We start from the raw sequence: 12610 nt of genomic DNA, 5'->3' as shown, positions 1-12610 counted from the left end.
GTCCGGGTCCCTCAGTTCTTCCGCGCGCTCGCCTGGGCCGTGTCCAGGGCCGACTTCGGGCTGCTGCCGCCGGACAGCGCGTTCTGGACGGCGGTCCACATCGGCTGCGAGATCTGCGGGTACCTGGTGCCGAGGCCGCCGCTGGTACGGCCGCGCGCCGCGGCGACCGCGGCCACCCAGGGCTTCAGGGCCGGGTTCTGACTGACCTGCGCGGCCTGGACCGAGGCCGTCGGGGCCACGTACATCAGCGTGCTGTCCGTGGGCAGCAGACTGCTGTCGCTGGTCAGACACTCGACGATCTTCTTGCTGACGCCGTAGCGCGCCGAGTCCTTCTGCACGGGCACGGTGACGAACTCTCCGCCCGTCGGCACCGGCGCCGGACCGCCGTTGCGCGCCGGGATGCTGAGGACGCCGTACGGGAACCCTGCCTTGCCCGCGTTGCCGAGCTGCCAGGTGCCGTTCTCACCGAACGCGTAGCCGCCGGTGGCGAACTCCTGCCAGCTGGTGGTCTGGGTGTTCTGGAGGACGTCCTTGGGGGCGTATCCCGAGTCCACCCACTGCTTCCACAGCGACAGGGCGGCGACACCCTGGTCCGAGTCGAGCCGGGTCAGATCGCCGCCCGCGCCCCAGAACCAGGGCAGGAACTGGAAGCTGCCCTCCTCGGTGTTGATCGCGGAGAAGGTGATGCCCTTCTTCCCGGCCGCCTTGACCTTCTTCAGGGCGGCGGTCAGGGAGTTCCAGTCCTTGACCGAGGCGGGGTCCACGCCCGCGGCGGACAGGACCTTCTTGTTGTAGTAGAGGGCGAGGGTGTTGGCGCCGATCGGCACCCCGTAGGAGGCGTTGCCGATGGTGCCCGCGCCGATGATGTTCTTCTGGAACGACGCGGTGTCCAGGCCGAGATCGCTGGTCTTGTTGAGGATCCCCGCCTCCACCAGCGTGGAGACGACCGGGTTGTCGACCAGCATCACGTCCGGCGCGTTGCCCTGCTGGGCGGCCAGCAGCGCCTTGTTGCCCAGGTCGGTGGTGTCGTACGCGGTGCGCTTCACCGTCACCCCGGCCTTGGTGCCGCACGCGGAGACCAGCTTGCCCCAGGCCGAGGAGGCGTCGAACTGGGGGTAGGGGTCCCAGAAGGTGTACGTCCCCCCGGCCCCGCCCGAGGCGGAGCCCGAGGAGCCGGAACCACCGCCGCAGGCGGCGAGGGAGGCGAGCGCGCCGACGACGGCGACCGCGCGGAGCAGGGTACGACGGGTGGGTGTCACGGGGCGACCTCGTTGTCGTGGAGGAGGGGCGGGGGAGGGCTTAAGCGGTGGGCAGCCAGACGCGCATCGCGCCGTCCTGGCGGTTGGCCCAGGCGTAGTAGGGGACGGCGGTCAGCTCGACGGGCTCGCCGTCCTGCCCCGCCGGGTCGCCGGCGGTGGTGTACGGCCACCAGCCCGCGTCCGGGACGCTGCGCCGCCGCCCGGCCGCGGTCACCGTGGTGACCCCGCCCAGCAGGTCCGGGCGGTGCCGGGCGGCGAGCGGGCGGGCCGGGTCCAGGACGATGGCGTCCAGGCCGCCGCCCGGATGGTCGACCTGCTCCAGGCAGTACACGAGCGGCCCGCGTTCGATCGCCACACAGCCGCGTACGGCGTCCACGCGCGGGTCGGCCGCGGTCAGCCGGGGTTCCAGGTCCAGCTCCAGCACGACCCGGTCGCCGGGCGCCCAGTTTCGCTCCAGCCGCAGCCAGCCGTCGGTGAGGGCGGAGTCGTACGTCTCCTCCCCGCACCGCACCCGGAACTTCCGGCACCACTGCGGGATGCGCAGCGAGAGGGTCCAGGGGCCGTCGGACCGGGTCTCCTCGACGGTGAGCGCGATCGTCCCGTGCCACGGGTAGTCGGTCTCGGCGCGTACGGCGACACCGGCGCCGGCGTAGCGTCCGGTGACGTACTGGTGGATCTGGAGGCCGCCGTCGTCGCTGGTGGCGAGGTAGTGCTCAAGGCCGGCCAGCAGCCGCATCACATTGGGCGGGCAGCAGGCGCAGCGGAACCAGCGGGTGCGCCGGGCGGACTGGTCGCCGCCGGTGTCGGTGTGCCCGTCCCGGACCTGGAGCGGGTTGACGTACAGCCAGCGCTCGCCGTCCAGCGACACCCCGGCCAGGAAGCCGTTGAACAGGGTGCGTTCGATCAGGTCGGAGTAGCGGGTCTCGCCGGTGAGCAGGGCCATGCGCCAGCTCCACTGCACGGAGGCGATGGCGGCGCAGGTCTCGCAGTAGGCGCGCTCGTTGGGGAGTTCATAGGGGTCGCCGAAGTCCTCCTCGTCGTGGTGCGCGCCGAGGCCGCCGGTGACATGGGTCTTGGTGGTGGTCATGGCGTGCCACAACCGCTCGGCGGCGGCGCGGAGTTCGGCCTCCCCGGTCTCGGTGGCGAGGTCGGCGGCAGCGGCCAGCAGATACAGCTGCCGTACGGCGTGACCCTCCACGGTGGCCGCCTCGCGCACCGGCACCCGGTCCTGGCAGTAGGCCTCGCCGCCGAGCAGGCCGTGGCCGTGCCGGTCGACGAAGTAGCCGGCCAGGTCCAGATAGCGGCGCTCGCCGGTCTCCCGATACAGCTCGACCAGCGCGGTCTCGATCTCCGGGTGGCCGTCGATGCCGTCGACGGGCTTGCCGCTGCCGGGCGGGCCGAAGACGGAGTCGACATGGTCGGCGAACCTGCGGGCGACATCGAGGAGTTCGGGCCGGCCGGTGGCCCGGTGGTGGGCGACGGCGGCCTGGATGAGGTGGCCCGCGCAGTACAGCTCGTGTCCCCACCGCAGGTCCTGGTACCGCTCGCCGCCCTTGACCAGCTGGAACCAGGTGTTGAGGTAGCCGTCGGGCTGCTGGGCGGCGGCGACCAGCGCGGTGATCTCCTCGACCTGTGCCTCCAGCTCCTGGTCAGGACCCTGGGCGAGCTGCCAGGACGCCGCTTCCAGCCACTTGTAGACGTCCGTGTCGACGAAGGGGAACGCGCCCTGGAACTCGCCCTCGGCGGAGCCGGCCGCGAGCCGCAGGTTGTGCAGGTTGCCCGCGGACTCCAGCAGCCCGGGACCCTGCGGGATGGAGGTGCGGGCGTTGACCTCGCGCCGGGCGTGCCAGAAGCCCGCGGTGACAGCGGCCGTGGCCGGACGCAGCGCGGCATGGGCGTCCGGACCGAGGCGGACCGGACCGACGCGGACCGGTCCGGCGGAAGCGGCGGAAGCGGGGGAACCGGCGGAACCGGGAGAGGCGGCGGAACCGGGGGCGGCGGACGGGGCGGGGCTGGTGCGGGGCATGACTCTCCGGGGGAAGGGGCCGGGACGACCGGCGGCCGGGCAACGAGTGAGCAAGCCGTTGAGCAATCGTTTTCCTGCCCGAGAAGTAGAGGGGACCCGGGACCCGGGGTCAAGAGGTGTGGCAAGGGCTTTCTCATCTTTTCCGGGGACTGGCACCCGGCTGCCGCGCCTGCCAGGATGGTCAGATCGCCATAGTCGAGGAAAAGGTTTGCTCGTGCCCGCTGCCCCAGATGCTCCAGGCTCTTCCCCCGCCGGCCGGGCCAGGCTCGCCGATGTCGCGGCGCTCGCGGGCGTCAGCGTGGGCACGGCTTCCAAGGCGCTCAGCGGCGCCGGCCGGATGCGCCCGGAGACCCGGCAGCGCGTGCTGGACGCGGTGACGGCCCTCGGCTTCCGGCCCAACCAGCACGCCCAGAGCCTGCACACCGGCCGCAGCTGGACCGTCGGCCTGATGACCACGGACGGCATCGGCCGCTTCAGCACTCCGGTCCTGCTCGGCGCGGAGGACGCGCTGGGCGCCGGGAAGATCTCGGTCCTGCTCTGCGACACCCGCGGCGACGCCATCCGGGAGCAGCACCATCTGCGCAACCTCATGGACCGCCGGGTCGACGGCATCATCGTCACCGGCCGGCGCACCGACGCGCGCCCGCCGCTGACCGGCATCACCGGGCTGGAGTCGGTACCGGTGGTCTACGCGCTCTCACCGTCGACGGACCCCGGCGACATGTCCGTCGTCTCGGACGACCGGGGCGGCGCCGAGCTGGCCATGGAGCACCTGCTGTCCACCGGCCGCACCCGGATCGCCCATGTCACCGGCCCCGAGCACCACGCGGCCGCCCGGCACCGGGCCCGCCACGCGGTGCGGCACCTGGCGCAGGCGGGTCTCGGGCCGGCCGGCGACCGGGTCCTCTTCGGCGAGTGGAGCGAGGCCTGGGGCCGCCGCGCGGTGGCCGCCGTCCTGCGCACGGCACCCGACACGGACGCGTTCTTCTGCGGCAACGACCAGATCGCCCGCGGGGTCACCGACGCGCTGCGCGAACAGGGCGTCGGCGTCCCCGGCGACATCGCGGTCGTCGGCTACGACAACTGGGACACCATGGCGCTGGCGAGCCGGCCGCCGCTCACCACGATCGACATGAACCTCGCGGAGATCGGCCGGATCGCGGCCCTGCGCCTGCTGGAGGCGATCGACGAGGGCGAGGCCACACCGGGGGTGCGCACGGTGCCGTGCCGGCTGGTGGTGCGGGAGTCGACGTGAGGCGGGCCCGGCCTCGGGCGCCGCGACGCCGGCAAGATCCGAAAGGGCGACTGGTCCGTGGTGAGCGTGGACTCCACCGTCTGCCGCGCCCACCAATACGCCGCCCGGGCCTGTAGGCGGGCGCCCTTCGCGCCAGGCAGACGACGCCGTCAGGCCCGGCACCGGTCGGATGAGGCCCTGGGGAGGTCGCGTGGCGGCTTCACCTCGAAGATCCATCTGGCCGGTGAGGGCGGTCGCCGTCCGCTCGCTTCGTCATCACCCGGGCCGGTGGGGCGACGCCCCACAGATGATACGAAGAGCCTGACCGCTGACTGATCTCCACATCCGGGGACAGTGGGGTCCCTCGCCTGGTCAGGCTGCGGCGGGTTCCTGAGACCGCATGTCGAGCGTCAGGCGATGCCTCAGCAGACGTCCGAGCCGGCGCTCGACCGTTGTGTGGATGAGCAGGGACAGCCCCAGCACGCAGCCGACGGACACCGCCATCGAAGGCAGCAGCCCCAGCCTCGGAAAGACGCGGATCAAGCCTTTGGCCAAGGGAATGCCGATGCTCTGGTGGACGAGGTAGAAGGGGTACGTGAGTCCCCCCGCGGTGACCAGCCAACGCCATCGAAGCCTCGCCAGCGGTCCTCCGACACCGGCCAGCGCCAGCAGCCCGAGACAGAGCGTGAGAACGGCCGCGCACACCGCCCAGGAAGGCCGGCTCTCACCGGGGGGTACGGCGGCGTGACCGGCTACCCGGAGTTCGAGCACGGTGAGTTCGTAACACCAGGCGAAACCCAGCAGCAGCCACAGCAGGAGGCTCTGGCCGAACCTCTGCATGAGGTGGAGGGTGATCCCGGCGACAAAGAGGCCGGTGTATCGAGGCAGAACGAATTCGTCGAGTAGGGGAGACTGGAGTTCGAGGGCGACGACACCGGCCAGGAGCCAGATTGCGCAGAAGGTCACCACCCGCCGATGCGACAGCCCGAAGACGAGCAACACGGCCATCAGCAGGTAGAAACGGGCCTCCACCCAGAGCGTCCAGCTGACTCCGTCGACCAGTTCCAGTCCCAGTGGTCCCGGAGCCATCGTCAGGTTTCCCAGCACGGTACGAGGGTCGATGCGGGTGGCGGCCGGCCAGTGGTTCACCCGTGAGACAAGGACGAGAGCGACGACGAGGAGTACGGCGCACCAGTAGGCCGGGAAGAGCCGTGCAATGCGGGAGACGACGAACTGTGCGAAAGTCCGGCCCCAGCAGCTCATGCAGATGACGAAGCCGCTGATGGCGAAGAAGAACTCGACGCCGAGCCAGCCGTAGCGGCTGATCTCGTGCACAAAGGGCGCGAACTCCCGGAGTTCTGTCCGTCCCCAGAAATGTGGGGTGGGTGTGCCGAGGAAGTGGTAGGCGGCCACCATGACCGCTGCCACCAGGCGGAGCCCGTCCATCGCGGCCAGGCGCGCCGGCCCGCTCCGCGGTCCGGGAGAGTCTCTGTCGAACCACATGTCGCCACCACGCCCACTTCAGACGGTGGGCAGGGGCGAGCGGCTGACACGTATCTTCGACTGGCCGTGCGGGCGCTTCTCCCAGTCCTCCATGAACCGCGCGTGCAGACCGTGCCGCCGCGCCAGGGCCAGGAGGGTCTCGGTGCGGTAGTAGAAGTCCTCGCGCAGCACCTGGTGTTCGGTGCCCTCGGTGCGGTCGAAGGTGAAGTCGAAGAACCCGGTGTCGGTCAGCACGCGGCCGACGTGCGCCAGGCACTGGTCGATGACCTCCAGCGGCGAGTGGGAGAAGACGCTGTGTGCGTGGACGACGTCGAAGTGGTCGTCGGGCAGGAAGTCCAAGGTGAGGTCGCCGGTGATGGTCAGATGCGGCAGCTTGTCCTGGAGACGGCGCTCGATCAGGGTCCTCTTGGCGGCCATCAGGATGTCGGGCGAGATGTCGATGCCGTAGTAGTTGCCGGTGTCGAGGTGGCTGATGAAGTGCCAGCCGCCGCGCAGGTTGCCGCAGCCGATGTCGAGCATGCGGTGGTCGGGGCGCAGCCCGTGTTCGATGAGGTAGTCGAACTGCATCTGCCCGAGAGCCAGCCAGCGGTCGTGGGTCTGGCTGCCGACCGCGGCTTGCGGGTCGCGGCGGGTGTCCGAGGCCATGACGGCGCGGTAGTAGCCGACGTGGTCGGGGTGCTTGAGGCGCAGCCACGCGTCCCGGCCGGCCCGGCGCAGGTACGGGACGACGCGGCCTGGATGGCGCAGGGCGTAGCCGGTCTTGTGGGTGAAGGCGGCGCGGTTGGTGCGCAGCTTCTTCGGCGACTTGGCGTCGGCGGGCATGGCGAAGCGACCTCCGTGCGAAAGGGGATCCCAGTGAGGGATGAAGAAAGAGAAGGGGGGTGAAGGCGATGTGTCCCGATGCGGCGGCCGCGGTCAGACGCGGCGGCGTAGGAGCAGCACGGTGACGACCGTGAGAAGAGCGGCCAGGCCGCCGAGGACTGCGGTGTCGGTCCACTGGAAGGTCCAGTAGTCGCCGGCCGGGTTGGCCTCGTAGAACCGGGCGACGTACCCGTGCACCGCCATGCACTCCTTGAGCTGGGCGCCCGACGGGAAGGGGCAGTTCAGCACGTCGTCGTGGCGGCCGCCGGCGGTGATCAGGCCGTAAGCGCCGGTCGACCACTTCTCGCCCATCGGCGGTTTGGGGATGCTGCCGGCGCTGACGTAGGTGTGCGGCGGGACCAGCAGCCGGGCCCGGTGCGCCCACTCCAGCAAGAGCGTCACGACCCCCGTCGCCAGCAAGGTCAGGACCATCGCCGCCAGCACCCGGCGGGCCAGCAGGCCGAGCAGGGTGCCGGCCGCCAGGCCGAACAGTGCGGCCGCCACAACGCGGGGGCCCGAGCCGCTCAGGGCCGTGGTGTCGTACCAGAACAGGCCGTAGCTCCGGTCGGCGGCCGGTCGCCACCACCAGGCGAACACTCCCGCGAGCAGACCGGAGAGGACGATCGTGGTCGCCGTGGCCAGGGCGAACCGGGAGGCGAACCACTGACCGCGGCTCACGCCCTGGGCGAGGATCATGCGGTGCGTGCCCAGTTCCCGGTCCCGCCCCAGGAGCGGGGCGCCCCAGAAGACGCCGATGACGACGGGCAGGGCGATGTTGAGCACCCCGAGGTACTTCAGCGGCTCGACGTCCAGCAGCAGAGGCAGGCCGGTGTCGGACCGTGTGCAGTACAGCGGCCCGGTGGCGCAGTGGTCGAACAGCCCGCTGTGCAGGGCGTCCAGCATGCCCGAGCGGTAGTACGCGGCGATCGCCGCAGCGACGACCAGGGCGGCCGCGCCGATGCCGGCCGACACGCGCTGCTGGCGCCATGCGAGCCAGAGGGAACCCTTCACGCCGCCGCCTCCGTCCGCTCCACAAGGGCCGGGTGCCCCGGCTCACCGGCCTGGAGGTAGCCGATCAGGATGTCCTCCAGTCTGGGCCGTTGGACATGCCAGTCGCCGCGCAGCGGTCCGCGCTGCCGTATCAGGGCGGTCAGCTGCCTGCCGCCGGTGCGGCTCCGCACGACGGTGTGCTCCCCGGCAAGGGTGCCGGCCTGGCCGGCGGGCCCGGTCAGCACGGCATGGCTCCCCCGCAGTGCCTCAACGTCCTCGCTCAGCTCGACGCGGCCGTCCCGCAGCACCAGCACCCAGTCGCAGGTCTCCTCGAGTTCGGGCAGGACATGCGAGGACAGCACGATGCTCATGCCGCGCTCCACGGCCTCGGCCATCAGCTGCGCCATGATCTCGCCTCGTGCCACGGGGTCCAGATCGGCCAACGGCTCGTCGAGCAGCAGGAATTCGGGTCGTTTGCCCAGCGCCAGGGCGAGCGCGACGCGAGTGCGCCGCCCAGGGGATAGCTCGCCGACGCGGGCGTGGAGCGGGATGTCGCCCTCACGGACGATCCGCTCGGCGGTCGTCCGGTCCCACGAGGAGTTCAGCTTCGCGCCCATCAGCAGGGTGTCCGCTACGGTGAACCGCGGGTAGAGCGGCTTGTCCTGGGTGAGGAGAGCGACGCGGGCGCGGGCCTGCGACGTGCCGGGTACGGCGCCCAGCACACGCAGTTGCCCGGAGGCAGGCCGCAGCAGGCCGCCGGCCAGGTGCAGCAGTGTGCTCTTGCCGGCACCGTTGCGTCCGACGAGTGCGGTGATACGGCCACCGGGCACGACGAAGCTGCAATCCTCAGGGCCCAGCCACCCCGCCTCCGGTACCGGAATCCCAGGCCCGTGGCGCACAGCGCCGCCGACGCGTCAGGCCCGCTCATGCGTCCTCCTTCTTTCGTTCCCAGTCGCCTGGGGTTGTGCTGACGTGCTCGTTGTCGTAGCCGTCCAGGGCAGCTGTGACCAGGGCGAGGACATCGGCCCGCTCCAGCCCCGTGGCCCGGGCGCGAGCCACCCAGTCGGCGACCTCCCGGCGCAGCGGAGAGTCGTTCTCCGCCTCGGGCCGGGCGAGCGACCGCGTCACGAAGGTCCCGAGGCCACGGCGCAGTTCGACCAGACCGTCCTGCTCCATGTCGCGGTAGGCCCGAAGCACCGTGTTGGGGTTGACGGCGGTCGCCGCCACCACCTCCCTGGCCGTGGGCAACTTGTCCCCGACCTGCAAGGTGCCCATCCGAAGCGCCCGTTCGGTCTGCTCGACGATCTGCACATAAGCCGGTACGCCGCTGCCACGGTCGATCCGGTAGTCGATCACGTCGCCTTCCTCGGCTCCACCACACTTGTATTAATGAATTAATGGAAGCATGGTGGATGTCCGGCGGCGATGTCAAACCCGCTGGGACGGACGAGTGCTGCTGCGCTCCGGAAGGGAACGGACATGACCGACTCGTTCCCCGGGATCCGGGCGGCAGCGCGGCGCCGGCGCATCACCGTTCGCCCAGCAGCGGCCCGCTGAACAGCATCGCCTTCCGCATCCGGGCGTCGGCCCGCACCACCCCCAGCGGCGGCCGTACGTGAACACTGCCGGGAACGAGTCCTTCGAGCATGAGCATCTGACAACGCCGCTACGAATCCTGGCGCCCTCACGGAGGACGAGCCCGGCGGGACTCAGGGGCGGGACCGCGCGCGGCAGGGAGAAGGCCCCGCTTCCCGGCGCCGGGCGGCGGGAAGCGGGGCCCATGTCGGAGGGCGGGGCGGGCGCTGCCCCGAGGCGTCGCTCGGTCCGGGGGAGGGCGGCTGCTCGCCGGTGAGGCGAAGGTGAGGCGAAGGTGAGGCGAAGGTGGAGCGAAGCCCCCGGACCGTCCCGAGCGGGCTGGATCAGCCGAGGTCGGCGGTGTCGCGGCGGGACACCGAGAGGAAGGCCACGAAGCCGATGATCGCCACGGTCCAGGCCAGGGTCACCGGCCCGAGCCCCCAGGCCAGTCCGCCCCGGGAGGCCGGCAGGGCCATCCAGTCGGCCAGCGAGGCGCCGAGCGGGCGGGTGATGACGTAGGCCGCCCAGAACGCGCTCACCGAGCCGAGCAGACCGGTGCGGTGGGCCAGGGCGGGCACGCAGATCGCCACGGCGAACAGCACGACCGAGCCGAGATAGCCGAGGCCGATGGTGGCGCTGAGGTCGCCCGCGGCCGTGCCCAGGGCGAACGTGGCGAGGACGGCGGCCCAGTAGAAGGCCTCGCGGCGGCGAGTGCGGACGGAGTGGATGGACAGCGTCCGCTCCACGGTGTGCCAGAGGGCGAAGACGGCGGCCAGGGCGATCAGGAACAGCGGGGTGGACAGGGTGTAGGGGACGCCGAGGCCGACGTGCAGCACATCCGCGGCCATCGTGCCGAACACGCTGACCATGACGATCGCCGTCCAGTAGATCCAGGCCACGTACCGGCGGACGGCGAACTGGAGCACGAGCGCGGCCACGAAGGCGAGACCGCCGACCCCCACCGCCGGGATCGGCCCCAGCAGATGGGCCAGGAAGTCGGAGGCCGTCTCGCCCATGCCGGTGGTGAGGACCTTGATGATCCAGAAGTAGACGGTGACCGCCGGGACCTTGGTCGCACTCTCGCGCATGTGCGCGCGTGCGTGGCCTGTGGGCCGGTGGTCGAGGACGTGCTCTGTGCTCATGATCCGCACCCAAGCACAACCCCCCGTTCCGGCCCCAGCCCCCTTTGCCATTGTTTTGGGGCCTCTGGTGCAGGAGTTGCCGCGGCCTTGGGTCCGGGATCAGAACACCAGGCCCACATGGGCGAGCGCCTGCTTCAGCAGCACCCCGTGCCCGCCCGGCATCTCGCTGTGCAGGGCCGCCGAAGCCGCCTCCTGCGGGCTGAACCAGACGAGGTCCAGCGCGTCCTGTCGGGGCCGGCAGTCGCCCGTCACCGGCACGATGTAGGCGAGGGACACCGCGTGCTGCCGGGGGTCGTGGTACGGCGTGATCCCCGCCGTCGGGAAGTACTCCGCGACGGTGAAGGGCTGGAGGGAGGCGGGGACCCGGGGCAGCGCGACCGGGCCGAGGTCCTTCTCCAGATGGCGCAGCAGGGCGTCACGGACCCGTTCGTGGTGCAGCACCCGACCGGAGACCAGGGTCCGGCTGACCGTGCCGTCCGGGCCGATGCGCAGCAGCAGCCCGATGCTGGTGACTTCGCCGCTGTCGTCCACGCGCACGGGCACGGCCTCGACGTACAGGATCGGCATCCGGGCCCTGGCCATTTCCAGCTCGTCCGTGGTCAGCCAGCCGGGCGTGGTTTCGGTCATGTCAGACATTGCTTGATCATACTTTCCGGGTGGGGCGCGCGCAGGGGTTGCGCGCCGGTTCGGATGCGGTCGGGGGCGGGGCTGTCAGGTGAGTCCGTAGAGGCGTCTGGCGTTGTCGCGCCCTGTCCAGGCGGCGATGCGGAGGGCGTCGGGCAGGCTCAACTCGTCGGCGTCCACCCGGCTTTGCAGCAGATCGGCGAGGCCCTGCCGGAAGCACAGCGCGCCGAGGTGGTGGAATTCGGCCACGCCGTAGGCGTCGGAGCTGTAGAGCAGCTTGCGGAACGGCGTGATCTCCAGTGCCTCCTCCAGCACCGCCCGGCAGCGGGCCGGACCGGTGTGGTGCAGGGCGAGGCCGACGTCCAGGTACACGTGCTCGAACACGGCGGTGAGATAGGCGGCTTGGCGGTGGTAGGGCCAGCAGTGCAGCAGCAGGACGGGGATCGTGCCGCCGGTCAGATGCAGCCAGTCGGTGAGCAGGGCGGGGTCGGCGCGGTGCAGCCGCAGGTCCGCGTCCCCGAAACCGGTGTGCAGTTGCAGTGGCAGCCCCAGGTCGACGGCGGTCCACAGCAGGTGCCGGACCAGGACGGGGTCGGTGAGCCGGCCGCCGTGCGCGAGCCAGCGGGCGGCCGCCGCGGTCACCTCCGCGTCGGTGGGCCGCGCCGGGTCCAGGGCGAAGCCGGTGCGGTAGGCGGCGATCGACTTCACCGCCACCACGCCCGGCCGGCGGGCGGCCGCCTCGGCGGACGCGCGGAGCGCACCCGCGTACGCGTCCGGCTCGACGCCTTGCGCGGCCACCGCCTCGGCGAGCTGCTCCAGCCGTACGACCTCGCGGGCGGCGGCACCGGCGGCCTCCGCCAGGGCCGCGGGTGAGGTCACCGGGTGCGGGGCGTAGCCGGTGTCCACGCAGAACAGCTCCGCTCCGGACGCCCGGAGGAAGCGGCGGTTGACCTCCTCCCAGCCGAGCTGGGAGCGGCGCTCCAGATAGGCCTCGGGCGGTGCGTGCCGGGGCAGGTCGAGCAGGGGTGCGCAGTGCCGGCGTACGGCCACCCCGGCCGGCGTGTCGAAGGGCGAGACACCGGCCCAGGCCGCGCCCTCGGTGAGCAGGGACTCGAACTCCGCCGGCGCGAGGTCGGCGGTCACCGCGCCATGGCAGTGGTGGTCGACGAGCGGCAACCCTGCGAGAACCTCGTGCACCGGCCCGGACGCGATCATGGACACCACCTTCCCGGGCAGGTCGTCGGGATAACCCGGCGGAGTGTTGTGGGCATGGGCTGGTGCTGTGCGGGCGTCGCCGGGTGCATGCCGGGTGTTCTCGGGTGGCTGCGGTGTGCGGGGGGCGCGAGTTCTTCGTGCCGGACCGGAAGGCGGCTGCTGGGGGTGTTCCGGCGGTGTT

Annotated in this window: 11 protein-coding genes and 1 pseudogene; 2 read left to right on the top strand and 10 right to left on the bottom strand. The window is 71.6% G+C overall.

The genetic code is table 11. The features are described 5' to 3' along the window. Positions 1-11: 11 nt before the first annotated feature. Together ACWCV9_RS04205 and ACWCV9_RS04200 are read right to left on the bottom strand one after the other, a co-directional pair. A complete protein-coding gene (locus tag ACWCV9_RS04205; RefSeq protein WP_450784165.1) occupies positions 12-1259 on the bottom strand; it encodes a sugar ABC transporter substrate-binding protein in 1248 nt (415 codons plus the stop codon). Between the two features lie 40 nt (positions 1260-1299). Beyond that, the gene (locus tag ACWCV9_RS04200) at positions 1300-3285 is read right to left on the bottom strand and encodes a glycoside hydrolase family 127 protein (protein WP_450784164.1); all 1986 of its coding nucleotides are present in this window, start codon (positions 3283-3285) and stop codon (positions 1300-1302) included. Between the two features lie 214 nt (positions 3286-3499). Between ACWCV9_RS04200 and ACWCV9_RS04195 the strand changes: the two genes are divergently transcribed. Both ACWCV9_RS04195 and ACWCV9_RS04190 read left to right on the top strand, forming a co-directional pair. After that, complete coding sequence (locus ACWCV9_RS04195) at positions 3500-4540, top strand: LacI family DNA-binding transcriptional regulator (protein ID WP_450784163.1); 1041 nt, start codon at positions 3500-3502, stop codon at positions 4538-4540. Positions 4541-4585: 45 nt separating this feature from the next. Further along, positions 4586-4832: pseudogene (locus ACWCV9_RS04190) on the top strand (IS5/IS1182 family transposase); the annotation flags it as partial. A gap of 59 nt (positions 4833-4891) precedes the next feature. Here ACWCV9_RS04190 and ACWCV9_RS04185 read toward each other — a convergent pair. The 8 genes from ACWCV9_RS04185 to ACWCV9_RS04150 form a co-directional block, all read right to left on the bottom strand. Then, positions 4892-6022 carry an acyltransferase family protein gene (locus ACWCV9_RS04185; RefSeq protein ID WP_450784162.1) on the bottom strand — a complete coding sequence of 377 codons (1131 nt, stop codon included), beginning with the start codon at positions 6020-6022 and terminating at the stop codon, positions 4892-4894. A gap of 18 nt (positions 6023-6040) precedes the next feature. After that, positions 6041-6844: a class I SAM-dependent methyltransferase gene (locus ACWCV9_RS04180; RefSeq protein WP_450784161.1), complete on the bottom strand. Its 804-nt coding sequence runs from the start codon at positions 6842-6844 to the stop codon at positions 6041-6043. 93 nt (positions 6845-6937) lie between these two features. Next, positions 6938-7894: a transporter gene (locus tag ACWCV9_RS04175; RefSeq protein WP_450784160.1), complete on the bottom strand. Its 957-nt coding sequence runs from the start codon at positions 7892-7894 to the stop codon at positions 6938-6940. Next, positions 7891-8703 (bottom strand): ATP-binding cassette domain-containing protein, encoded by an 813-nt coding sequence (locus ACWCV9_RS04170; protein WP_450784159.1) that lies wholly within the window; start codon positions 8701-8703, stop codon positions 7891-7893. Before ACWCV9_RS04170 ends, ACWCV9_RS04175 begins: the two co-directional genes overlap by 4 nt. A 94-nt stretch (positions 8704-8797) precedes the next feature. Next, positions 8798-9229 (bottom strand): GntR family transcriptional regulator, encoded by a 432-nt coding sequence (locus ACWCV9_RS04165; RefSeq protein WP_450784158.1) that lies wholly within the window; start codon positions 9227-9229, stop codon positions 8798-8800. Positions 9230-9792: 563 nt separating this feature from the next. Further along, positions 9793-10590 carry a COG4705 family protein gene (locus tag ACWCV9_RS04160; protein WP_450784157.1) on the bottom strand — a complete coding sequence of 266 codons (798 nt, stop codon included), beginning with the start codon at positions 10588-10590 and terminating at the stop codon, positions 9793-9795. A gap of 99 nt (positions 10591-10689) precedes the next feature. After that, on the bottom strand, positions 10690-11217 hold the full coding sequence (locus tag ACWCV9_RS04155) for an NUDIX hydrolase family protein (protein WP_385845869.1): 528 nt from the start codon (positions 11215-11217) through the stop codon (positions 10690-10692). Positions 11218-11301: 84 nt separating this feature from the next. Further along, positions 11302-12429, bottom strand: coding sequence for an amidohydrolase family protein (locus ACWCV9_RS04150; RefSeq protein WP_450784156.1), 1128 nt, complete (start codon positions 12427-12429; stop codon positions 11302-11304). Positions 12430-12610 lie beyond the last annotated feature (181 nt).

The sequence above is a fragment of the Streptomyces sp. NPDC001606 genome (assembly GCF_053596835.1).
This window is presented reverse-complemented; position numbering and strand designations above follow the sequence as displayed.

Excerpts from the sequence above, each read along its gene's own strand:
- ACWCV9_RS04200 (WP_450784164.1), bottom strand. The coding sequence starts at position 3,285 with ATGCCCCGCACCAGCCCCGCCCCGTCCGCCGCCCCCGGTTCCGCCGCC.
- ACWCV9_RS04185 (WP_450784162.1), bottom strand. The coding sequence starts at position 6,022 with ATGTGGTTCGACAGAGACTCTCCCGGACCGCGGAGCGGGCCGGCGCGC.
- ACWCV9_RS04180 (WP_450784161.1), bottom strand. The coding sequence starts at position 6,844 with ATGCCCGCCGACGCCAAGTCGCCGAAGAAGCTGCGCACCAACCGCGCC.
- ACWCV9_RS04160 (WP_450784157.1), bottom strand. The coding sequence starts at position 10,590 with ATGAGCACAGAGCACGTCCTCGACCACCGGCCCACAGGCCACGCACGC.
- ACWCV9_RS04155 (WP_385845869.1), bottom strand. The coding sequence starts at position 11,217 with ATGACCGAAACCACGCCCGGCTGGCTGACCACGGACGAGCTGGAAATG.
- ACWCV9_RS04150 (WP_450784156.1), bottom strand. The coding sequence starts at position 12,429 with ATGATCGCGTCCGGGCCGGTGCACGAGGTTCTCGCAGGGTTGCCGCTC.